Genomic DNA, 22,692 nt, shown 5'->3' with positions numbered 1-22,692 from the left:
GAGAAATCAGTTGTTGGCGGTTGACATTATGTTGGCAAACACGCCTGCCGCTGTCACCTCGGCTCCGGCTCCGTAACCCTGGATGAGCATCGGATATTCATGATAGCGCTCGGTGGTGAGCAGAACTATATTGTTGGAACCTTCAAGACCGTAGAACGGATGTCTGCTGTCAACGGCTTGCAGGCCTACGCTCATCTCTCCGTTTTCCATCTTCGCCACAAACCTCCAGCGCTTGCCTTCAGCCGCGAGCACCTGACGGCGCGCCTCGAAATCGGCATCAAGCTCAGGCAGTTTCTTCCAGAAGTCTTCAAGCGATCCAATGAACATCTCGTCAGGCACAAAAAGGTGCTTTTCCACTTCGTCCTGCTCAGCCTTGTAGCCGGCTTCACGGGTAAGGATCACCAGCTTGCGCACCACGTCCTGACCGCTGAGATCTATACGCGGATCAGGCTCGCTGTAGCCGAGTTCTTTGGCCAGACGCACTGTTTCGGAGAAAGAAACCTTATCTGAAATGGCATTGAAGATAAAGTTGAGTGTTCCGCTCAGCACTGCCTCGATTTTCAGAATGCGGTCGCCTGACGAAACGAGGTCGTTGATGGTACCGATAATAGGCAAACCCGCTCCAACGTTCGTTTCGAAAAGATATTTCACACCGCGCTGAAGAGCTGTGGATTTCAGCCTGCGGTAAGTCTCATAACTGCTCGATGCCGCAACCTTGTTGGCCGCGACAACCGAGATGTTGTTGTCAAGGAATGTCTGATAAAGTTCGGCCACCTCCTTGCTTGCGGTGCAGTCTACGAAGACGCTGTTGAAGATATTCATACCCACAACTCCGTCGCGCAGACGTTCGGACGAACTTTCGGGACTTGCGTCAAGCTGTTCTCTATAGGTTGCCAGATCAATGCCTGCGCGGCTGAACACAGCCTTATGACTTGAGGCGATTCCGACCACATTGAGTTTCAGACGGTGGGTCTGCATAAGTTTTTCCTGCTGGCTGCGGATCTGCTCTATCAGCATACCGCCTACAGTGCCGACACCGCATATAAAGAGGTTGAGTTCCTTGTATTCACTCAGGAAGAATGAGTCATGAATCACGTTGAGCGACTTGCGCAGATAGTCTCCATGAACCACAAACGAGATGTTTGTCTCGCTGGCGCCCTGTGCGCAGGCAATTACGCTGATGCCGCTGCGACCCAGAGTGCCGAACAGCTTGCCGGCTATACCTGGAGTATGCTTCATGTTCTCACCCACAATCGCCACTGTAGCCAGACCGCTTTCAACGTGCATAGGGAACATGGCCCCCTCTTCGATCTCCTTGGCAAACTCATTATCAAGAACCTCTACGGCGGCAGCGGCATCCTCGTCACGCACACCGATCGAAGTCGAGTTTTCAGATGAAGCCTGGCTGACCATGAAGACTGAGATGCCATTGTCGGCCAGAGCTGTGAAGATGCGGCGGTTCACACCGATCACACCGACCATCGACAGACCTGTCACGGTTATGAGCGAGGTGCCGCTGATGCTTGATATACCCTTGATCGGCTTGCGGTCATCCTCTATCTCATTGCGGATAACGGTGCCCGGAAGCAGCGGATTGAACGTGTTCTTTACATAGATGGGAATATTGTTGACACAAACCGGATATATGGTAGGCGGATAGATCACCTTCGCGCCGAAGTTGCAAAGTTCCATAGCCTCGACATAGCTGAGCGCGTTGATTGTGTAGGCCGTCGGAATGACACGCGGGTCTGCGGTCATGAATCCGTCAACGTCGGTCCATATCTCAAGAGCTTCCGCACCAAGCGCCGCCGCTATGATCGAAGCCGTGTAATCACTGCCGCCTCGACCGAGATTTGTCACTTCGCCTGAATCGCGATCCGAACTGATGAAACCCGGCACTATGTGTATTTTCCCGCAAAGCGTTTTCGGTCCGAATTCCTCAACCACAAGTCTGCGTGTCAGCTCACTGTCAAGCAGCGAACGGCCATGCTTGCGCTCTGTCTTTATAAAAGTCCGTGAATCGTGCAGCTCTGCGTCTGTGATCAGGCGTGCCACAATACGGCTGCTCAGCCGCTCGCCATAGCTGACTATGGTAGCCTGAGTCTTGGGGCTGAGATCACGGATGAGATACACCCCATGATATATCGATGAAAGCTCTGCAAGCAACGCATCTGTTTCCAGAAGAAGATCCTCCCGTCCGTCTGTTATCACATCATTGATCATGTCATGATGACGGCGGACTATGGCCTGAAACATATCCTTATAGGCCTCATTGCCTTCTGACGCTGTTCTTGCCGTCTTGATGAGAAGATCTGTGACACCTCCAAGGGCGCTCACTACTACAACAACCGGGAAATCCTGACTTTCAACAATATTCTTCAGATTAAGAATACTGTTCGCGGAACCTACGGATGTCCCGCCGAATTTTAATACTTTCATTATAATAATGTGTGGTTGAATGGTTTCCGCCGGTGACCACATCCAGACAAACGGATCGTCAGCCATCGGCTTTGCTCAAAATTAGGATTAGTTTTTATTCAAATGACAAAGATAATCAAATTTCCAATTCTCCACCACAGTTTTGCAATAAAATAAAATAGATCGTATCGATTTGTTTCACGATTTGTTTCGCTGCGGGCTTTTCGGCATTTTTTCGTACCTTTGCAGTCAAAAGCATTTGATATATGGCTGAAAATTCCCTTTTGACCCGGCTGGACGGCATCGAGGCCCGCTTCGAGGAAGTGGGAACTCTGATCACAGACCCCGCTGTGATCCAGGACATGAAACGCTATGTCCGCCTGACCAAAGAGTATAAGGATCTTGAAAAACTCACGGCTGTGACACGCCGTTACCGCGCGCTTTTAGGCAACATCGACGAAGCCCGCGAGGTGCTTGCGTCTGAAAATGACCCTGAGCTCCGCGACATGGCCAAAGAGGAGCTTGACGAAGCCACCGAGGCCATACCGGCCATTGAGGAAGAAATAAAACTGCTGCTGATTCCGGCCGATCCGGAGGACGGCAAGAATGCCATTCTCGAAATCCGCGGCGGCACCGGAGGCGACGAAGCCGCCATCTTTGCCGGTGATCTTTACAAGATGTATGTCAAATACTGCGAGTCAAAAGGCTGGAATGTGGCTGTCACCAGTTTCAGCGAAGGGGCTGCCGGAGGATTCAAGGAGATTGTGGTTGCAGTCACAGGCGACAACGTTTACGGCACACTGAAATACGAGAGCGGTGTGCACCGTGTGCAGCGAGTTCCGGCAACCGAGACCCAGGGACGTGTCCACACATCGGCCGCCACTGTAGCTGTGCTACCCGAAGCAGAGGCCTTCGATGTGGAAATCAACGAGGGCGAGATCAAATGGGACACCTTCCGTTCGGGCGGAGCAGGCGGACAGAACGTCAACAAGGTCGAATCAGGTGTGCGCCTGCGCTACATGTGGCGCAACCCAAATACCGGCGAGAGCGAAGAGATTCTGATCGAATGTACCGAAACCCGCGACCAGCCCAAGAACAAGGAGCGCGCACTCAGCCGCCTGCGCACATTCATCTACGACAAAGAGCACCAGAAATACATTGACGACATAGCCTCACGGCGCAAAACCCTCGTCTCGACCGGCGACCGATCGGCCAAAATCCGCACCTACAACTACCCGCAGGGACGCATCACCGACCACCGTATCAACTACACCATCTATAACCTGCAGGCTTTCATGGACGGGGAGATCCAGGATGTGATCGACCAGCTGACCATAGCCGAAAACGCCGAAAAACTCAAGGCTGCCGAACTCTAACCGCAAACAAAACAAGCTATCAAAAATATGAACAGACAGCAAATCATCGAACAAATCCGCAAGAAGGGCACCTTTCTCTGCGTTGGACTCGACACTGACATCAAGAAAATCCCGGAGCATCTTCTGACGGAGGAAGACCCGATGTTCGCCTTCAACAAGGCCATTATTGACGCTACCGCCCCCTACTGCGTAGCCTACAAGCCCAATACCGCTTTCTATGAAAGCCGTGGCACAGAAGGCTGGCAGACCCTGGAACGCACCGTCAACTACCTGCGCACCAATTATCCGGACCACTTCATCATCGCCGACGCCAAGCGCGGTGACATCGGCAACACCTCCTCGCTCTATGCCCGCGCATTTTTCGAGAACATGGGTGTAGATGCCATCACGGTGGCTCCCTACATGGGATTTGACAGCGTGAAGCCATTCATGGACTACGAAGGCAAGTGGGTGATCCTCCTTGCCCTGACCTCCAACCCCGGCAGCCGCGACTTCCAGTTCCTGACCGACATGACAGGCACACGCCTCTTCGAACACGTTCTGGAGACCGCCCAGAAATGGGGTACCACTGAGAATCTCATGTTCGTGGTCGGTGCAACTCAGGGCGCAATGTTTGCCGAAGTGCGCCGTGTAGCACCCCAGAGCTTCCTGCTCGTTCCCGGCGTAGGCGCCCAGGGCGGCAGCCTTGAAGAAGTGGCAAAATGGGGCATGACACCCGAATGCGGACTGCTCGTCAACTCTTCGCGCGGCATCATCTATGCCTCTTCAGGCACAGATTTCGCTGATGCCGCCGCCGCCGAAGCCCGCAAGCTCCGCGACCACATGACAATCCTGCTCTCGACCTACGGAGTAATCTGATCCGGGCCGAAAACAGGCAGCTTATTGCATATAAAGGGAATTTTTCGTAATTTTGTAAGTTACGAAAAATTCCCTTTATCATGGATTTCCAGCTTACATCACAATATCAGCCCACGGGCGACCAGCCGCAAGCAATCGAACAGCTCGTGGCAGGCATCAGGGCGGGTGAGAAAGCCCAGACGCTTCTCGGTGTCACAGGCTCAGGCAAAACATTCACGATGGCCAACGTCATCGAGCAGGTTGGAAAGCCGACCCTCATCCTCAGCCACAACAAGACTCTCGCCGCACAGCTTTACAGCGAGTTCAAAGGATTCTTCCCGAACAACTCGGTGCAGTATTTTGTCTCCTACTACGATTACTATCAGCCGGAGGCCTATATACCCACTGTCGACAAATACATAGAAAAAGATCTCATGATCAACGACGAGATCGAAAAACTGCGACTGTCGACCGTCTCGGCACTCCTGTCAGGGCGCAAGGACGTGGTTGTGGTCTCTTCAGTGTCATGCCTCTACGGCATGGGCAACCCCGAAGACTTCGACAGCAATGTGGTGACTGTGAAAGTCGGACAGAAAATCACACGCAACAAATTCCTGCGGTCGCTCGTCAATTCGCTCTACTCGCGCAACGAGCTGGAACTGTCGCGTGGCACATTCCGTGTCAAAGGCGACACCGTTGACATTCGGCTCGCTTATGAAGAAATTATTGTGCGCGTCACCTTCTGGGGCGATGAGATCGAGTCGATCAAGACCCTCCACCCGTCTGACAATGTCTCGCTCGGCACTCACGACATATTCCAGATCTACCCCGCCAATCTCTTTGTCACATCGCCCGAACGCATGGGCTCGGCAATAGGTCAGATCGAACTTGACCTCGGCGAGCAATACAACTACTTCATGCGCGAGGCCAAGGAACTTGAAGCCAAACGTCTGATGGAACGTGTCACCTACGACGTCGAGATGCTGCGCGAAGTGGGCCACTGTTCAGGAATCGAAAACTACAGCCGCTACTTCGACGGCCGTCAGCCGGGCATGCGTCCCTTCTGTCTCCTCGACTATTTCCCCCAGGACTTTCTGACCATCATTGACGAGAGCCACGTCACTCTGCCGCAATGCCGCGCCATGTATGGCGGCGACCTCTCGCGCAAGATGAATCTTGTGGAATATGGCTTCCGTCTGCCTGCGGCGCTTGACAACCGTCCGCTGAAATTCGAGGAATTCGAACGCCTGACTCCTCAGGTGCTCTACGTCAGCGCAACGCCGGCCGACTATGAGCTGGAGAAATGCGAAGGCGTGGTAGTGGAACAGATCATCCGCCCCACCGGTCTGCTCGACCCCGTGATAGAAGTGCGCCCGTCACTCAACCAGATCGACGACCTTCTCCATGAGATAAATCTGCGCATCGAGCGTGACGAACGCGTGTTGGTCACCACCCTGACCAAGCGCATGGCCGAGGAGCTGAACGACTATCTGACAAAGATCCGCATAAAGACAGCCTACATCCACAGCGATGTCGACACCCTTGACCGCATCAGGATTCTCGACGGGCTGCGGGCCGGCGAATTCGATGTGCTTGTCGGCGTGAACCTCCTCCGCGAAGGCCTCGACCTGCCGGAAGTATCGCTTGTGGCCATACTCGATGCCGACAAGGAAGGCTTCCTGCGCAGCCACAGATCTCTGACGCAGACTGTCGGACGTGCGGCCCGAAACCTCAACGGCACTGTCATAATGTATGCCGACAAGATTACCGACTCCATGCAGCAGACCATCGACGAGACGTCGCGCCGCCGCGCAATGCAGCTTGCCTACAATGAAGAGCACGGCATAACCCCGCAGGCCATCATCAAAGCCCGCAACTCGATCATCGGCCTTGAAGCCGATGCCGACGAAACAGCTGACAGCAGCCGCGGCAAGCAGCCGTCACGCCGGGAAAGCACATCAAAGACCGGACGGGCAAAATCCATACCCTATGCCGAGGAATACAGCACAAAGGTCAATCTCGCTGCCGATCCGGTAATCCCCTACCTCAACGCCGATGCGCTGCAGAAGCTCATCACCACCAAGCGTCTCGAAATGGTCGAGGCTGCCAGACGCATGGACTTCATCGATGCCGCCCGCCTGCGCGACGAGGTCCTCGCTATGGAGGAGCGCCTTGCAAAAATGTCAGCTGAACCGTAGAAGGAAGAATCAAAATGAACGAACAGAAAAAAAACATAAAAACCGCAGCTGCTTCACAGCAGCGAATGATATATCCCTCCGCCGACCGCTATCTGCCCACCTCGGTCAAGGAAATGAAGGCTCTCGGCTGGGACCACGTCGATGTGGTCATCTTCTCAGGCGATGCCTACGTAGACCACCCTTCTTTCGGGGCCGCAGTCATAGGGCGCACGCTCCAGGCCGCCGGCTACAATGTGGCGCTTGTCCCCCAGCCCAACTGGCAGGACGATCTGCGCGATTTCCGTAAATTCGGCGCTCCGCGTCTATTCTTCGGTGTATCGGCCGGAGCAATGGATTCGATGGTCAACCACTACACCGCCGCCCGCCGCAGACGCAGCGACGACGCATATACTCCCGGCGGACGCCACGGTGCCCGCCCCGACTATCCGACCATAGTCTACTCGGCAATCCTCCGCGACCTCTTCCCCGACACCCCCATAATAGCCGGAGGCATCGAGGCGTCGATGCGCCGGCTTTCACACTATGACTACTGGGAAGACCGCCTGCGCCCGTCGCTGCTCGCCGACTGCAAGGCCGATCTCATAAACTATGGCATGGGCGAAAAGTCAGTCATAGAGATAGCCCGCCGTCTGGAAGCCGGAGAGAGCGTGGACTCGCTCCGCGATCTGCCGCAGACAGTGGTCCGCATCCCCGATGCCGATTTCCGGGCAGGCGATGATGACATAATACTCCACTCCTTTGCCGACTGCCTGCGCGACAAGCGCCTGCAGGCCGAAAACTTCCGCCACATCGAGCAGCAGAGCAATTCGATGAACGGACGTGTGCTCTGGCAGCGCCACGACGGCGGCTTCTGGGTGAAAGTCAACCCGATGTATCCGCCAATGACCACCGGAGAGATCGACGCATCGTTTGATCTCCCCTACACCCGCCTGCCCCACCCGCGCTACAAGGACAAGCGCATTCCGGCCTATGAGATGATACGCCATTCGGTCAACATCCACCGCGGATGTTTCGGCGGATGTTCGTTCTGCACCATCTCAGCCCATCAGGGCAAGTTCATAGCCTCACGAAGCAAGGAGTCTGTGCTCCGCGAAGCCCGCGAAGTCACCCGTATGCCCGACTTCAAAGGCTATCTGAGCGACATCGGCGGTCCGAGCGCCAACATGTATGGCCTCGGTGGCAAAGACAAAAGCATCTGCGCCAAGTGTCTGAAGCCCTCGTGTCTGCACCCCAAAGTCTGCCCGAACCTCAACACCGACCACGGGCCGCTGCTCGACCTCTACCATGCCATAGACAGCTTGCCGGGCATAAAGAAATCATTCATCGGCAGCGGCGTGCGCTATGATCTTTCCATGCACCACACTGGCGACCGCCGCATAGACGAGACAAACCGCACATATAATGAAGAGCTGATCACCCGCCACGTCTCCGGACGTCTGAAAGTGGCGCCGGAACACACCTCCGACACTGTGCTCAACCTTATGCGCAAGCCCTCTTTCCAGCTCTATCATGAATTCAGCCGCTTCTTTGACCGCGTAAACTCGCGCCACGGGCTCCGACAGCAGCTGATCCCCTACTTCATATCCTCCCATCCCGGATGCCGCGAAGTCGACATGGCCGAGCTTGCCGCCGAGACCAAAGAACTCAATCTGCATCTCGAACAGATTCAGGACTTCACCCCTACCCCGATGACCCTCTCGACCGAGATCTACTATACCGGCTATCATCCTTACACAGGCGAAAGAGTATTCACAGCCGTCAGCCCTGAGCAAAAGCAGGCACAGCGAAAATATTTCTTCTGGTATGACCGCGCCTACCGGCCAGACCTCATCCGCTCTCTTCAGCGCCTGCGGCGTCCCGATCTGCTCCAGCGCCTATTCCCTCGCCAGGCCACCTATCCCTATCAGAAATCAAAAAGAAATTAGGCCCGACCGACTGCTTTTTCCTTCCCGATTCCGGGGCGAAAAAAGCCCTTTCGGAGAGGTGAAGAAAATCGCGTCGACAAAACGCAGACTAACGCACTGATTTTCAACACCCGACAAAACAGGCTGAAGAATATTCAGACCCCCTCGAAATTTGCATAAACCACAATTCGTGTCGTATCTTTGCATTGTCGGGATCGAGGCTGCAGACCGAATTCCGCCACATGTCTAACCTCTCCAAAAACATTATCACATGAAAGCGACACTCACCCACCTCATCCTCTCCCTGCTGCTCTCGGCGGGAATGGCATCCTGCACACAATCGGAAGAAAACGATCAGGCCAACGAAATCCGGGAATCAATCGAAGCGAACGACAGAGCGCGCATAGCCGATGAATTTGAAAGAAACTGGGAAAAACGCCGCGCTCAAATTGCAGAAATCAACCAAAAGAGGCTTCACGAATTAGCATCAACCCCCGAAGGCCGTGCACAAATGAAAGAAAGAATGCTCATTTTAAAACATTGCTATGTTGAAAACGAACATCTTATCCTAAAATTAAGCAAAGCAGAGGCCCTGCATCTCGGCATCTCGGCAGAATGCTACGATAGGACATTAGACTCCTTTCAGCAGACCAATAATCACACTGACAGCATTATAGCATTAAGAACTGAATCATCCATTTATAGAATCAATCATAGTCTAATGGAAGAAGCATTTGAAAGTGCACGCAACGGGACACATGAATATTACAAATATCTGAATAAAAATCATTCCGAACGTCCCGATGCACCTGCTCTCAGAGATCGTAAATAGACTAAATAAACTCCATTTGGCACACATATCAATTTGCATTTCCCATATTTATGTTGCTATTCCATAAACTACTGAGTCTATTAACAATGGTCATCCTTGTCGGATGTTCTCATAGGCTTGGTGGTGAAAAGCAGGAACTTATAGAGTCTGCCGACTCGCTCTATCGGGCAGGGGAATACAGCGCGGCGGTCACGCCTGCGATGCAGCTTCTGGAACTTGCCCGCGAAGATGGAGACCACTATCTTTGCGGGCAGGCCGAAGACCTGCTTGCCGACATAATAGCCGCGACTTACGGCGGACATGAAGTGGTGGAGCATCGGCTCAACGCAGCAGACCACTATCTACAGGCCGACAGCGTCAGGGCACACCGCTATGCCCTGTTGGATGTGGCAATAGCCCACGCCAACAACGACAGCCTGCGCCTCGGAATGTTTCTGCTGGACAGCATCCGGTCAATAGCCGGCAGCGATTCGGCTCTGACAGCCAACTGCCTGCGGGCATCAATGCGCATCACTGCAAGGCTCGACGGTCTCCGGGAATTCGACAGCCGCAAACTGAAACAATACCGCCGTTTCTTCACTCCGACAGCTGCAGACTATGCCTATCTCGCCATCAGCAAAAGCACTATGAAAGCCAAGGCCGAACGCTATCGCCACGCCATGCCCGAAATAGCCGCCGAGATCGAGACAGAGCCGGCAGACTACGGCCTCTATCTCGACAGTGCTCGCGCGATAGCGAGAACCGAATCGGAATACAAGCTGATCGACTGGGCCACAGCCGAATGTTACAGAAATGCCGGAGAGCCGGAACTTTGGAAAAGCTACACCGACAGCCTTTGCGAACAACGGCTCTATGGCCGACAGCCCACAGCGTCCGAGACCGTTGTAGGTGCCCAACGCGATTTCCAGTCAGACCGCGCCACCGAACAACACTCGCGGGCTTCAAGCCTGCGGACAATACTCATCTGTGTCACACTGCTGTTTATCGTCATTGTGGCCGCGGGCTATGCTTACTACCGCCTGCGCATGAAAGTGAAAAATGCCGAAATCGAAGCGCATATGGAATCGCTCGCCAATCTGAGCAACGAGATAGCACGCGGACATGCATCGTCATCCGTCCTTACCACGCGCATAGAAAACCTCTTCCGTGAGCGCTGGCAGACCATCAATTTCCTCTGCAACGAATTTTTCGAAAAAGGCGATTCGGAAAAGACCCGCGCCTTCATCATAAAGGAGGTCGAAAAAGAGATAGAACGGCTTAAAACGCCCCTCAAGCTACGTCAGATCGAGGCCTCGGTCGACGAGTGTATGGACTCCATAGCCAGCCGCCTGCGCAGTCAATGCGCCACCCTGCTCAAAGAAGATGACATCCGGTTCATAGTCCTGATCTATGCGGGCTTCTCTCCGCGAGCGGTGTGCATGTTCACTGGAATAAAGCTGAAATCGTTTTACACCAAACGGACACGACTGATAACACGAATCAGCTCATCAGAGGCAATTATAGACCGCGATGAATTCCTGCAAAAGCTCAATGCCACGTCATAAATATTCAATCAAATTCTCATACTCAACATCTTAAACCTCACGTCTTTCCATCAACAGCGACTGAACACACACATCCGAAGACTCACACTCCGGACAAAACGGAAGAGCCACGCAACTGACACCGCCCATAAAAGACGATGACAGCAGCGTGGCCCTTTCATTTTTAGAGGTCGTTAAAAACCTTTTAATGATATCCGGCTCAGATCTTGCCGACGAGATCAATGCCGGGCTTGAGGGTCTGCTGACCCGGACGCCAGCGGGCAGGACAGACCTGATCGCCATGTTCGGCCACAAACTGCGCAGCTTCGAGCTTGCGTAGAAGTTCCTCGGCATTACGTCCTATGCCGTTGTCCTGGATCTCCGCAATCTTGATCTTACCTTCGGGATTGATCACGAATGTGCCTCGGTAGGCCATGAAATCGGCAGGATTCATCACGCCGAAATACTCGCTGAGCACTCCGGTCTTGTCGGAAAGCATCGGGAACTTGACCTTCTTGATCGAATCGCTTGAATCATGCCAGGCCTTATGAGTAAACTTACTGTCGGTACTGACACTGTAGACTTCGGCACCGAGTTCCTTGAATTTATCGTAGGACTCAGCCATGTCGACAAGTTCGGTAGGACACACAAATGTAAAATCGGCCGGATAGAAGAACAGAATGGCCCATTTGCCCTTCAGATCCTCTGATGTTATGGTTTTGAAATCGCCGTTGACAAATGCATCGACTGAAAATTCGGGTATTTGCTGATTGATGATTGTCTGCATAGTTTTTTAGTAGATATATTCGGTTTGTTTTAGAGTAGATTCAAGTCTGGCGGTGACTTCATGGAATCGGCAATACAAGCCTCCTAAAGACACCTATCTTATAACGCCACGGCAGGCCGAATGTTCACCGGCATTCAATAACCACGTCTGTTTCAGACTAAAAAAATCATAAATTCCACGATTAATCCAAGAATATCTATTGCGGAATTCACATTTTTATGTTAATTTTGACGCAAAATGTTAATTGACTTTTGTCTTATTTGAAAATTTTTACAACAATTATACATTACGGTTGTTAACATTGTAAGCGTATCCACTAAAACCGAGGTGACCGTCAAGGCCCACCTTAATATAATAGAGAGTACCAAGGAATGAAAAAATCGACTATATGGTTTCTGACCATCATAATGGCGCTGACCTTCATCGGGCTGCTTTATGTACAGATCATGTACATGAACAACATGAAGAAAATGCGTGACGACCAGTTTGCCGAGGGGGTCAAGCGCTCTCTCTATGCCGTCAGCACCCGCCTCGAACAAGACGAGACCAAACATTTCCTTGAAGAAGACCTCGCCACGATGGAGACGCAGTTCTATCCACGCACCAATGCTGACGGATCGGTGGGCATCAACTACAACTTCACCACACCCGAAGGCATCAACTATGATCTCACCCTCAAAGGAAACATAGACCAGCGCAACACCACCGCCTCTATGCGCGAGATAATGCGCGGAAAATATCTCTATCAGAAAGGACTGCTTGACGAGGTGATATTCAACATCATCACCCGGTCGAGCAACCGCCCTATCAGCGAGCGCGCCGACTCGGCGGATGTCAGATCATATCTTAGATCCGAACTTGACAACAACGGACTGACATTGCCGTTTGAATTCGCCGTGGTCAACCGCGTCGGCGGAATCGTCTACCGTTCGGCCAACTACCATCCGACACCGGGTGACGAGAACTCGATGTTCATTCAGACCCTCTTCCCCAACGATCCGAAAAACAAAATGTATTACCTCAAAGTCTATTTCCCGACCAAGAGCGACTACATCTTCGGGTCGATCCGCTTCATGATCCCATCGTTCATCTTCACATTCATTCTGCTTGTCACCTTCCTCTGCACAATCATCCTTGCATTCCGCCAGAAGAAACTGACAGAAATGAAAAACGACTTCATCAACAACATGACCCACGAGTTCAAGACTCCGATCTCGACCATCTCACTCGCCGCACAGATGCTCAACGACGGAGCCGTGCTGAAATCGCCGGCCATGCTCAGCCATATCTCCACCGTGATCAACGACGAGACCAAGCGCCTGAGGTTCCAGGTAGAGAAAGTGTTGCAGATGTCGATGTTCGAGCGCCAGAAAGCCACCCTGCGCCTTCAGAACGTCGATGCCAACGTGCTTATAGCCAACATCACGAGCACTTTCAAACTCAAGGTCGAGAAATACGGCGGCAAGATCGAAGCCGTGCTCGATGCCGAAGAGTCGACCGTCAATGTCGATGAAATGCACTTCACAAACGTGATTTTCAACCTTCTCGACAATGCCGTCAAATATCGCCGCGAGGAAGAACCGCTGCGACTCACCGTCAGCACCCGCAATGTAAGCCAGCATGGCGACGAGCGCATAGCAGTCACCATCCGCGACAACGGCATAGGCATGAAACGCGAAGACCTCAAAAAGATCTTCGAGAAATTTTATCGCGTCTCCACCGGCAACCGCCACGACGTCAAAGGCTTCGGCCTCGGCCTCGCCTATGTCAAGAAGATGGTCGGCGAGCTCGGCGGCGAAATCAGCGTGGAGAGCGAACTCAATGTAGGAACAAAATTTACAATAACATTACCAATAACTAAAAATTAAAGAACTATGGAAGAACGTTTGCGCATACTACTTTGCGAAGACGACGAGAACCTCGGCATGCTGCTCCGCGAGTATCTGCAGGCCAAAGGCTTCAACGCCGATCTCTTCGCCGACGGGGAAAGCGGCTACAAAGCATTCCTCAAAGGTAAATATGACCTTTGCGTCCTTGACGTGATGATGCCCAAGAAAGACGGTTTCGCACTCGCTCAGGAAATACGTACCGTAAACTCTGAAGTCCCCATCATCTTCCTGACCGCAAAATCAATCAAGGAAGATATCCTCGAAGGCTTCAAGATCGGAGCCGACGACTATATCACCAAACCGTTCTCGATGGAAGAGCTCGTCTTCCGCATCGAAGCCATCCTGCGCCGCGTCAAAGGCAAGAAGGGCAAGGAGATCACAATGTACAAGATCGGCAAATTCACTTTCGACACCCAGAAACAGGTGCTGCTGATCGACGACAAAGTGACCAAGCTCACCACCAAAGAGTCGGAACTCCTCAGCCTCCTCTGCGCACATGTCAACGAAATCCTTGAACGCAACTTCGCACTCAAGACCATCTGGATCGATGACAACTATTTCAACGCCCGCTCTATGGACGTCTACATCACCAAGCTGCGCAAGCACCTCAAAGACGATCCCTCGATCGAGATCATCAACATCCACGGCAAAGGCTACAAGCTCATCGCCCCGGAACTCGAAACCTCAAACTGATCCGATTCTCGTCCGAAAAACGGATTCGATACCACTGATATCACCGGACCGATGCCAGCAGTCTATGACGGCGCCGGTCCGGTGAATTTTCAACCTCCCGGACCATGACAACGATGAAAAAATGCACAATATTTTCAACGCTGCTACTGCTGACTCTTGCAATTTTCAGCGCAGGCAGCCACGCACAGACATCTGAGAAATGGAAGCCAGACTTGCTTGGCAACGGTTATGAGATGCGCCATGTAGACCAGGGATCAGACTACACCGGCCCCGTGATCTCAACCATCATACGCAAAGTCTGTCACAGAGACTCGGCCGCGACGGCTTCTGACGTGCGCCGCGGAGTGCTGTATGTCCACGGCTTCAACGACTACTTCTTTCAGCAGGAAATGGGTAACCGTTTTGTCGGCCACGGCTACGACTTCTATGCCGTGGACCTGCGCCGCTACGGACGCTCGCTGACCGCCGGACAGAAACCGTTTGACGTACGCGACATGGCCAGCTATTTCCCCGACATAGACTCCGCACTCGTCGAAATGCAGCACAACGGCATCAGCGAAGTCATACTCATGGGCCATTCCACCGGAGGCCTGACCACCGCCTATTTCGAAAGCCGCCGCCACCCTGAAATCATCAAAGCGCTCATCCTGAACAGCCCCTTCCTCGACTGGAACCAGGGATGGAAAGAACGGCTCATCCCTGCCGTCGGGATGCTCGGCAGACTGTTTCCCGACTTCCCCATCTCACAGGGCACGTCAACAGCCTATGCCGAAAGCCTCCTCAAAGAACATCACGGAGAATGGACCTACAACACCGACTGGAAACTGATTCAGTCGCCTCCCGTCACCGCCGGATGGGTACGCGCCATCACGGAAGCACAACATGCGCTCCGCGACGGACATGCCGACATCCGCATCCCAATCCTCCTGCTCTACTCCTCGGAAAGCGTCAGCGGTTCGGAATGGATACCGGCCCACAACCGCGCCGACGGAGTGCTTGACGTCAGCGACATCAAGAAATTCGGGCGCGAACTTGGACCGGACGTCACATGTGTCAAAGTCATCGGAGGGCTGCATGACCTCGTGCTGTCGGCACCGCAAATACGCGAGCCACTATATCGCTATATTTTCAACTGGCTCGACCGCACACTTCCGCCCGCCTCCCCGCTTCCTGACTCACAGAATCAGCCAGACCAAAACAGTTAATTAAGATTAAATACAATCTCCGGTCTTGCATTTTACCGCAAAACAACATAAATTTGCAAATTAGAGTATCAGAAGACATGGATTTTCAATCTGGAATTCTGATCACACATACAACCACGAAACGGGGCTGACCGGTTTTGACAGCGTGTAGAAGTGGTGTGTAAGCATGCAGAGCAATGATGGCTACGCTCTTTAATCAGGGACATCAAAATTTCAAATGGCGAAAACAACTACGCTCTCGCTGCCTAATCGAAGCACAGTAGATTAGCTTTATTTCGGCAACAGTTGCCGAAACGAGACATCACCCGATTGTCCTTTTTCCGAGACGGATCGACCCGGTGGTGCAGATAAATCGGAAATATGGCGATGAAAGCCTCGCGACTCGCCGAGACACTTAGAGGATAAGGCTGAGATTGGTCGTTTCTTGCCTGTTTCAACTCGAAAACCAAGAAGAAACTAAGCATGTAGAAAGCTCATTAGTTCCACGTTTGGACGAGGGTTCAAGTCCCTCCAGCTCCACTATGTACTACCGAACTAATTCGGACTTAACGAGACAAACCTCGGACTATCAAGTAGTTCCGGGGTTTTCTTTTATCTAATCCTTTCGATTCAGGACCGAAAAAAGACGCAAAAAGGACATCCCCGGACAGAGTTTAGGCACTAACCAGGCACTAAGATTTCAAAAATCTTTTTAGTGCCTAAATAGTGCCTAAAACGCATCTAATAATCTTAATGCCATATACTTACAAAGACATAACTCGGAAGAAAGTCGGAAAACAGGCGACATTTTAACCCATTGGATTGTGGGTGTTAAAACGGGTGTCCGACACTATTTCCGATATTCCGATTTAATTCTTTTGAAAGTATGGAATTATATAGTGTCTTGAAAATGTCCTCAATGTTAAAATCAACCTAAGTCGCTGATTTGTCGCTTATTGTTCTCAAAAGTGTCCAATCCATCTTAATGTTTCACTCGTTATCATTGCATCCACCGCCTAAAAAACGGAAATGATGACACTAAATCCAACGTAAGATGAAAAAGAGCACTTTCAAAGTTTTGTTCTTGATTCGTCGAAACCAAGTGAATAAGGATGGCAAATGTGCCATAATAATAAAAATCACTGTGGACGGGGAATATGAACGACTAAATGGAAAACCCAGGCTCAGATGACCCCTTAGACCAGGTTGAATTGACCCCTTAAGCCAAAATATCACTGACCCTTTTGCCCAATATAAAAATGACCCCTGTCGACGTAATGTCAGCAGGGGATTTTATATGTATCTTTGAATTCCGTTTTGGCCGAAGGGGGATATAATTCAAAGAAAACATGAACACAAGATAAAAGAATATTCTCCTATGTCACGCATCAGGGATGGGCATAAAATGCATCAGTAGTGCCTTTGACATATCCCGGAACACGGTGCGCCGCTATGTGAGAATGTATCAGGACAGCGGTATACCCGCTGAGAAGCTGCCGTCGCTGAGTGATGCGCGGCTACAGGAACTATTTGCCATACCAGGGGCGAGGGAACGTAAACCGTCGGAGCGGCAGGTCAGGCTTGAAGCCCTATTGCCCGATTATGCGGCGCGACTTTCTCGAAAGGGCATGACGGTCAAGAAGTTGTATGAAGAGTATCATACCGGCCATCCCGATGGCTATCTGAAGGCATCTTTCGGGATGAAACTCAGGCAGTTCATGCTGCAGACCAATGCCATCGGGCATGTGGAGCACCGCGCCGGAGACCAGATGTATATCGATTTTGCCGGAGACAGATTGGAAATAGTCGATGAGGCAACAGCCGGGATACGAAAGGTCGAGGTGTTTGTGGCGATACTTCCATGTAGCCACTACACATATTGCGAGGCAGTGTGGACGCAGAAGAAGGAAGATCTGATAAAGGCCTGCGAAAACGCCATCCGTTTCTACGGCGGCGCACCATGTGCGATTGTGCCTGACAACCTGAAATCTGCAGTCACGCGCAGTGGCCGCGACGAGCCGGTCATAAATCCTGACTTCGAATCCTTTGCCGAGCATTACGGCTGCGCCGTGGTGCCTGCCCGTGTGCGGCATCCAAAGGACAAGGCCCTGGTGGAAAATGCAGTAAAACTGATGTATCGGTCCGTGTACGTAGACCTTGAAGGTCAGATTTTTCATAATCTGGAGTCGCTTAACGAAGCAATCCTCAGGTCTCTGGAGAAGTTCAACGCGCGTAATCTGACGCGTCGAAAGGAATCACGCCGTCAGCTCTTTGAGGCTGTGGAGCGGGACAATCTCCGGCCATTGCCTGCGAACCGCTATCAGATGAAACAGCGGGCTGTCGCGACAGTACAGCGTAACAGCTACGTAACTCTGCACAAGCATCACTATAGTGTGCCTGTGCAATATGTAGGCAAACGTGTGGAACTGGTCTACGACACTGACACGATCGACATCTTTCATGGCTTTACCCATGTGGCGACGCATCACCGCAACGATACTCCGTATGAATATACAACGAAACCGTCACACAATCTGCCCGGACGCAAGGGGAGCTGCGAGAGCGACATTGCGGAACTGCTTTCACGCGCGGCACAGATCGACAACATCGTATTGCACTATCTGCGGGCTGTCATCGAGGACAGGCGTTATCCGGAACTTGCCTTCAGAGTCTGCCGTGGCATCATGAAACTTGAGAAAAAGTATGGACAGGAACGGCTTGTGTCAGGATGCGCCGCGGCAATGGACGCACGCCTTTACAGTGTCAGCGACATGGTGGACATACTTGAGTCCGGAGCCGATGCGGATTATTTGCCGGGGGCTGATGCCGACGGCAATGACCGTCAGACACCATCCCACCGGAACATACGCGGTAAAGAATATTTTGCCGCGAGCATAAAACTATCAGCCAACAACAACGAACAACATGGAAACGAACAATAAAACCACGCCAATAACAGCGGAGAAAGACCGCAACTCCATCTCTCTGGATCTGATGCACCGTATGCGCTTACACGGCATGTCGGCAGCGTTTTCCGAAAGTCTTCAGGCCACATTCGCCGAGACAATGACACCTGACAGCTTTCTGAACTGGCTGTTATCCACAGAATGGGACTACAGGGCCGCACGCAATATTGAGCGCCTGGTGAAAAACGCAAACTTCAGATACGACGACGCGTCGGTGGCGCAGATTGACTATAACCTTCCGCGTGGCCTGGATCGTAATCAGATGGAGCGTCTCGCATCGCTGGACTTTATCCGTAAAGGTGAAAACCTGTTCATCACAGGCTGTTCTGGTACGGGCAAAAGCTATCTGGCAACAGCACTGGGATACGAGGCATGCAAGGCCGGTATGCGCGTACTGTACGCGAACGCATCCAAACTGATGGGGACCCTGAAAATCGCCAAAAACAAAGGAACAATCGAAACGGAGCTCAAGAAACTCGAAAAAACGCAGCTTCTGATCCTCGACGATCTCTTCCTGGTGCCTCTCGACGCCAAGGAACGCGCACACCTTACGGAAATCATCGAAGACCGCCATGGTCGCAAATCAATCATCGTGACATCACAGCTCCCCGAACTGGACTGGTACGAAGCAATCGGTGACTCCACAGTGGCAGATGCAATACTCGATCGCATTGTCCACACTGCTCATCGAATCACGCTTACCGGCGAAAGCGTCCGTAAGCTTAAAGCTATAAAAAGCCGATAAGACAAAATAAAATTGACCCCGTCGGCCAGAACGTTTTCAGGGGTCAATTCAAAATATTTTCAGGGGTCAATTCAACCTTGGTCTAAGGGGTCATCCGAGCCTGGGTTTTCCATCTGTCTGATATTGACTAAAAGTGAGTTTGAAGTAAGTGGCTACTTTGGAAGTAACCTCTTGCATGGCAATATTTTGATATATAACTTTGCGCTATCCAAAGGGTAGTAGTTATCCTTTGCAAAGTTAACACAAACATAATAAACCCACAAATTATGACTGAAATCAGTATCAGCATTCCAGCATCGGCTCAACCTTCAGGCAAGGCTGTGTTCGTGATGCTTGGAACAGGCTTCGATGAAATCGAGGCTCTGGCACCCGTCGATGTCATGCGACGTGCCGGGATGGAGGTATTCACCGTCTCTATGACAGAGAACAGACTTGTAAAAGGAGCCACAGGCAACCTTATCGTTGCAGACATGAGTGTTTCCGATTTGTCCCCCGACCGGATAGACTGGCTCATATTCCCCGGTGCAGACAAATCGGAGGATGCGGTAAACCTTGACGAAAAGCTGAGCGAACTTGTGAAAGCCCATTGGGAGAAAGGAGGCAACATCGCCGCTATCTGCGCCGCTCCGGCTCTGGTGCTTGGTCCGCTCGGTATCATCAACAGAGTAAATGCTACGGGTTATCCGTTTCTCAAAGAGGACTTTGAAAAGAACGGAGGAATATACTCCGATGAGTCGGTAGTAATAGGTGATCACCTCATAACATCGAAGGGCCCCGGAACAACTCTTGAGTTTGCACTTGCCATTGTTCGCAAGACAAAGGGTGCGGATACGGAGAAGGCACTCCGAGAAGGTATGGTGATAGCCAATTGCGAATGCGATGATAATTGTACCTGCGGATGCAATAGCTAAAGCCTCAATGCCGCCTTTTGGCGGCCGAAATTTTTGGCAAAATGAAGGTGACGGAGGTCTTTGCTCCGCCACCTTCATCGTTGATATGGCATTGGCTATGCTCTTTTTGATTCGTCATTGTTATCTTAAGCGGAAACTCGTCGACTTTCAGTTCTTTCTGCAATCATCTCCTTGTTGTCGTTGATGATACCGGCTATCTGCTCTGTATATTCGCAGACTCCGTTGGCAAATGCCCTGCATTGGATGATTGAGAAGTCTTTGAGCGAGATTTCTACTGTGGCGATTGTTCTGCCTCCCATTGTGGCGGTGAACACAAGCGTATCTTCTTTGAGGTAGTAGCCGGATGCACCTACACAGATGTGTTGCTTTGTACCTTCATCGTAGTATTCGGCAACGCTGTCAAGTGTGTGGAGTCTGATTGTGCCGTCAGTCATAGACAAACCTATGTATCTTCCTTTCAGTTCCTCAAACTTGACTTGGTCAGCTTCCGCTTTCTTGCGGTTGGCTTCCTTTTGCTCCTTTACCCTCTGGCGGTTGACCTTTTCCACATATTCATCATGGGCGGTTTTGAGGTCTTGGGGTGCTATCATCGAGGGGGAATTTAGGTCTTTGCCCATACGCTCCAACATCTTGATGTAGTCAAACCACATTCTAACGTCCTTGAACTCGTATCCGTTGCGCTTGGCTATCTTGATGGTGTTCCAATACTTGTCAATATCAGACTTATAGGCTGGTCTTGCGCAAAGGTATCGGAGCAACTCAATGTCGTTGGCTTTCATCAGAGTCTCGGCTTTTGGGTTGGTCAGTAACTCTTGGAACAAAGTCACGGGGTGGATATGGTGGCAACTTCCCTTGAACCCATTACGTTTGATTGTGTCAGTTACCTTGATGCGAGGGTAAACCCATTCATCGGATATACGTTGGAAGGCTTCGTTATCACGCCTTATCTCCAATGGAGAACCGAAGGAGAAATAGTCTATATAATGACCGAGGGTGCGCTGAAGTCCTACAACAGTAGTCTTGCCCTTCGGGTCAATCCAATAACTGCCGATTTCAAGATAGGCGGGGTTAGCCTTCATTCCCTTGCGCATTTCCACTATCATAAGGAACATTCTCACTACCTGATAGTCTTCCATAGTGGTGATTACATTGAAATAGGACTTGTCACGGATAACACGTTCTTTGGTGTCCTTGATTTCTATGCGAGTGCTACATTCGGGGCATAGGCACATGCCGTTTCTTGTCTCCATCCACTCGTGACCGCATTTCATATAGGTACACATTCCGGATTTCAACCGATAGCCGTAATGGTTGATTGTTGAGTTGAGTGCCCAATTCATTTGGGACGTGGTGAGCGGGCGAAGACGCCCGTTCAGTTCCACTATATGTTTTTCTTTGAGATTGCGGGGTTTCATCTTACTGGGATTTTAGAGGTCGAAAAGACTGGGTTGAACATTGATTTCCTCTCCGGCTTTGGGAGTGGTGGCGGTCGCTTTGGGTTGAGCCTTTGGTGCCGACTGCCGTCTGATTTCTCGGAGTTGTTCCTTTCGGTATTGCTCCATAGCCTGCTCCTTGAGTTCGGCTTTGTCTTCCTCGGTAAGTTGGTCTTTGGAGATTACCACCTTGCAGTTGATGGGTTTGCCGATTTCCTCTGCGCTGACATCGCCGTCAAAGTAATGACAGGCAAGCGAATACACCTCATCGTTGGTCAGAACCGACACGCCTTGACGCTTGACTTCGTTGAGTATATACTGACAGCACTCGGCTACGGATTTAGACGGCGAGGCATAGCGGATAGCGAAAAGGGTGTCGCTCGCTGCACGGCTGTCAAGATACTGACGGATAGCCTCGATAAAATTCTCAGATGATTTCATAGTCGTATATTTTAGAAAGTTAATATCCAATAGATTATCAGTATTGCGGTTATAAGGGATATTACCCAGCTCGCTCCTCGGATTACAGGTCTGACTATCGCCCACACCAGAGTTCCGATTATTGCTCCGATGATGATTGCCACCACCTTTGCAACCCTTTTTATTTGGTTGAACCTGAGGCTTTGAGCTTCGTTTTGACCTTTTATGTGGCTGTTTGTTTTCATCGTTGCGACTTTTTTTTATTTGTATATCACCATCGGTTTTCGCTTGCTTGACACCTACCAGGCGTGTGGTGAACAGAGGGGATGTTCGCCCTTTGTCGGAAAAATACAAGCCGCAGGTCTGGAGATTTTTCCGTCAAAAAGCATCAGAATATCCCCGGCACCGCACGTTTCCCACTGGCAAGCAAGTAAAAATCGTTGTTGATTAGACAATAACAGGAGCCACGACTCCGGCACGGTGAAAACATACAGCTACATAATCTCTCGGAAATCTTATTGAAAGTAATTTCTCAATAATAATCCTAATAGAAATGGAAATGAGCGACACGACCAG

General features: G+C 51.3%; 17 protein-coding genes and 1 other RNA gene. 13 read left to right on the top strand and 5 right to left on the bottom strand.

Features of this window, described 5'->3' with window-relative positions; genetic code table 11:
* Positions 1-6 precede the first annotated feature (6 nt).
* Positions 7-2,439: a bifunctional aspartate kinase/homoserine dehydrogenase I gene (gene thrA / locus E7745_RS06460; RefSeq protein WP_124075978.1), complete on the bottom strand. Its 2,433-nt coding sequence runs from the start codon at positions 2,437-2,439 to the stop codon at positions 7-9.
* Positions 2,440-2,684: 245 nt separating this feature from the next.
* Between thrA and prfA the strand changes: the two genes are divergently transcribed.
* The 6 genes from prfA (at position 2,685) to E7745_RS06430 (ending at position 11,109) form a co-directional block, all read left to right on the top strand.
* Complete coding sequence (prfA, locus tag E7745_RS06455; RefSeq protein WP_124075979.1) at positions 2,685-3,794, top strand: peptide chain release factor 1; 1,110 nt, start codon at positions 2,685-2,687, stop codon at positions 3,792-3,794.
* A gap of 27 nt (positions 3,795-3,821) precedes the next feature.
* A complete protein-coding gene (gene pyrF / locus E7745_RS06450) occupies positions 3,822-4,652 on the top strand; it encodes an orotidine-5'-phosphate decarboxylase (RefSeq protein ID WP_124075980.1) in 831 nt (276 codons plus the stop codon).
* A gap of 80 nt (positions 4,653-4,732) precedes the next feature.
* Entirely contained in the window at positions 4,733-6,829 is a 2,097-nt protein-coding gene (gene uvrB / locus E7745_RS06445) for an excinuclease ABC subunit UvrB (protein WP_124075981.1), read from the top strand.
* A 14-nt stretch (positions 6,830-6,843) separates the two neighbouring features.
* Positions 6,844-8,754: a YgiQ family radical SAM protein gene (locus tag E7745_RS06440; protein ID WP_369809736.1), complete on the top strand. Its 1,911-nt coding sequence runs from the start codon at positions 6,844-6,846 to the stop codon at positions 8,752-8,754.
* Positions 8,755-9,004: 250 nt separating this feature from the next.
* On the top strand, positions 9,005-9,565 hold the full coding sequence (locus E7745_RS06435; protein WP_107033009.1) for a hypothetical protein: 561 nt from the start codon (positions 9,005-9,007) through the stop codon (positions 9,563-9,565).
* 86 nt (positions 9,566-9,651) lie between these two features.
* Entirely contained in the window at positions 9,652-11,109 is a 1,458-nt protein-coding gene (locus E7745_RS06430; protein WP_124075983.1) for a hypothetical protein, read from the top strand.
* Between the two features lie 199 nt (positions 11,110-11,308).
* Here E7745_RS06430 and ahpC read toward each other — a convergent pair whose 3' ends face one another.
* On the bottom strand, positions 11,309-11,875 hold the full coding sequence (ahpC, locus tag E7745_RS06425; protein WP_107033007.1) for an alkyl hydroperoxide reductase subunit C: 567 nt from the start codon (positions 11,873-11,875) through the stop codon (positions 11,309-11,311).
* Between the two features lie 371 nt (positions 11,876-12,246).
* On the opposite strand from ahpC, the gene E7745_RS06420 reads away from it, so the two are divergent.
* The 7 genes from E7745_RS06420 to E7745_RS06390 all read left to right on the top strand — a co-directional run bounded on the left by E7745_RS06420 (position 12,247) and on the right by E7745_RS06390 (position 20,263).
* Entirely contained in the window at positions 12,247-13,743 is a 1,497-nt protein-coding gene (locus E7745_RS06420; RefSeq protein WP_107033006.1) for a sensor histidine kinase KdpD, read from the top strand.
* 6 nt (positions 13,744-13,749) lie between these two features.
* A complete protein-coding gene (locus E7745_RS06415) occupies positions 13,750-14,457 on the top strand; it encodes a response regulator transcription factor (RefSeq protein ID WP_123400548.1) in 708 nt (235 codons plus the stop codon).
* Between the two features lie 113 nt (positions 14,458-14,570).
* Complete coding sequence (locus tag E7745_RS06410; protein ID WP_160631020.1) at positions 14,571-15,662, top strand: alpha/beta hydrolase; 1,092 nt, start codon at positions 14,571-14,573, stop codon at positions 15,660-15,662.
* A gap of 123 nt (positions 15,663-15,785) precedes the next feature.
* Positions 15,786-16,184: a transfer-messenger RNA gene (gene ssrA, locus E7745_RS06405) on the top strand.
* Positions 16,185-17,011: 827 nt separating this feature from the next.
* Positions 17,012-18,583 (top strand): IS21 family transposase, encoded by a 1,572-nt coding sequence (istA, locus tag E7745_RS06400; protein WP_255575988.1) that lies wholly within the window; start codon positions 17,012-17,014, stop codon positions 18,581-18,583.
* Positions 18,567-19,352 (top strand): IS21-like element helper ATPase IstB, encoded by a 786-nt coding sequence (gene istB, locus E7745_RS06395; protein ID WP_136408497.1) that lies wholly within the window; start codon positions 18,567-18,569, stop codon positions 19,350-19,352. The genes istA and istB overlap by 17 nt, the downstream gene beginning before the upstream one ends.
* Before the next feature lie 266 nt (positions 19,353-19,618).
* Positions 19,619-20,263 carry a DJ-1 family glyoxalase III gene (locus tag E7745_RS06390; RefSeq protein ID WP_124076437.1) on the top strand — a complete coding sequence of 215 codons (645 nt, stop codon included), beginning with the start codon at positions 19,619-19,621 and terminating at the stop codon, positions 20,261-20,263.
* A 125-nt stretch (positions 20,264-20,388) separates the two neighbouring features.
* On the opposite strand, the gene E7745_RS06385 is transcribed toward E7745_RS06390, so the two are convergent.
* Genes E7745_RS06385 through E7745_RS06375 form a run of 3 tightly spaced genes read right to left on the bottom strand, consistent with a single transcriptional unit; the run spans position 20,389 to position 22,361 of the window.
* Positions 20,389-21,678: a PcfJ domain-containing protein gene (locus tag E7745_RS06385; RefSeq protein ID WP_124076435.1), complete on the bottom strand. Its 1,290-nt coding sequence runs from the start codon at positions 21,676-21,678 to the stop codon at positions 20,389-20,391.
* 12 nt (positions 21,679-21,690) lie between these two features.
* Positions 21,691-22,137: a PcfK-like family protein gene (locus E7745_RS06380; RefSeq protein WP_124076434.1), complete on the bottom strand. Its 447-nt coding sequence runs from the start codon at positions 22,135-22,137 to the stop codon at positions 21,691-21,693.
* An 11-nt stretch (positions 22,138-22,148) separates the two neighbouring features.
* On the bottom strand, positions 22,149-22,361 hold the full coding sequence (locus E7745_RS06375) for a hypothetical protein (RefSeq protein WP_124076431.1): 213 nt from the start codon (positions 22,359-22,361) through the stop codon (positions 22,149-22,151).
* Positions 22,362-22,692: the final 331 nt, after the last annotated feature.

Source organism: Duncaniella sp. C9, from assembly GCF_004803935.1.
Taxonomy (GTDB): domain Bacteria; phylum Bacteroidota; class Bacteroidia; order Bacteroidales; family Muribaculaceae; genus Duncaniella; species Duncaniella muris.
This window is presented reverse-complemented; position numbering and strand designations above follow the sequence as displayed.

Coding starts and splice junctions, on each gene's coding strand:
- E7745_RS06410 (WP_160631020.1), top strand. CDS start 14,571: ATGAAAAAATGCACAATATTTTCAACGCTGCTACTGCTGACTCTTGCA.
- E7745_RS06375 (WP_124076431.1), bottom strand. CDS start 22,361: ATGAAAACAAACAGCCACATAAAAGGTCAAAACGAAGCTCAAAGCCTC.
- uvrB (WP_124075981.1), top strand. CDS start 4,733: ATGGATTTCCAGCTTACATCACAATATCAGCCCACGGGCGACCAGCCG.
- E7745_RS06435 (WP_107033009.1), top strand. CDS start 9,005: ATGAAAGCGACACTCACCCACCTCATCCTCTCCCTGCTGCTCTCGGCG.
- thrA (WP_124075978.1), bottom strand. CDS start 2,439: ATGAAAGTATTAAAATTCGGCGGGACATCCGTAGGTTCCGCGAACAGT.
- E7745_RS06415 (WP_123400548.1), top strand. CDS start 13,750: ATGGAAGAACGTTTGCGCATACTACTTTGCGAAGACGACGAGAACCTC.
- ahpC (WP_107033007.1), bottom strand. CDS start 11,875: ATGCAGACAATCATCAATCAGCAAATACCCGAATTTTCAGTCGATGCA.
- E7745_RS06385 (WP_124076435.1), bottom strand. CDS start 21,678: ATGAAACCCCGCAATCTCAAAGAAAAACATATAGTGGAACTGAACGGG.
- E7745_RS06440 (WP_369809736.1), top strand. CDS start 6,844: ATGAACGAACAGAAAAAAAACATAAAAACCGCAGCTGCTTCACAGCAG.
- E7745_RS06430 (WP_124075983.1), top strand. CDS start 9,652: ATGGTCATCCTTGTCGGATGTTCTCATAGGCTTGGTGGTGAAAAGCAG.
- E7745_RS06390 (WP_124076437.1), top strand. CDS start 19,619: ATGACTGAAATCAGTATCAGCATTCCAGCATCGGCTCAACCTTCAGGC.
- E7745_RS06420 (WP_107033006.1), top strand. CDS start 12,247: ATGAAAAAATCGACTATATGGTTTCTGACCATCATAATGGCGCTGACC.
- pyrF (WP_124075980.1), top strand. CDS start 3,822: ATGAACAGACAGCAAATCATCGAACAAATCCGCAAGAAGGGCACCTTT.
- prfA (WP_124075979.1), top strand. CDS start 2,685: ATGGCTGAAAATTCCCTTTTGACCCGGCTGGACGGCATCGAGGCCCGC.
- istB (WP_136408497.1), top strand. CDS start 18,567: ATGGAAACGAACAATAAAACCACGCCAATAACAGCGGAGAAAGACCGC.
- E7745_RS06380 (WP_124076434.1), bottom strand. CDS start 22,137: ATGAAATCATCTGAGAATTTTATCGAGGCTATCCGTCAGTATCTTGAC.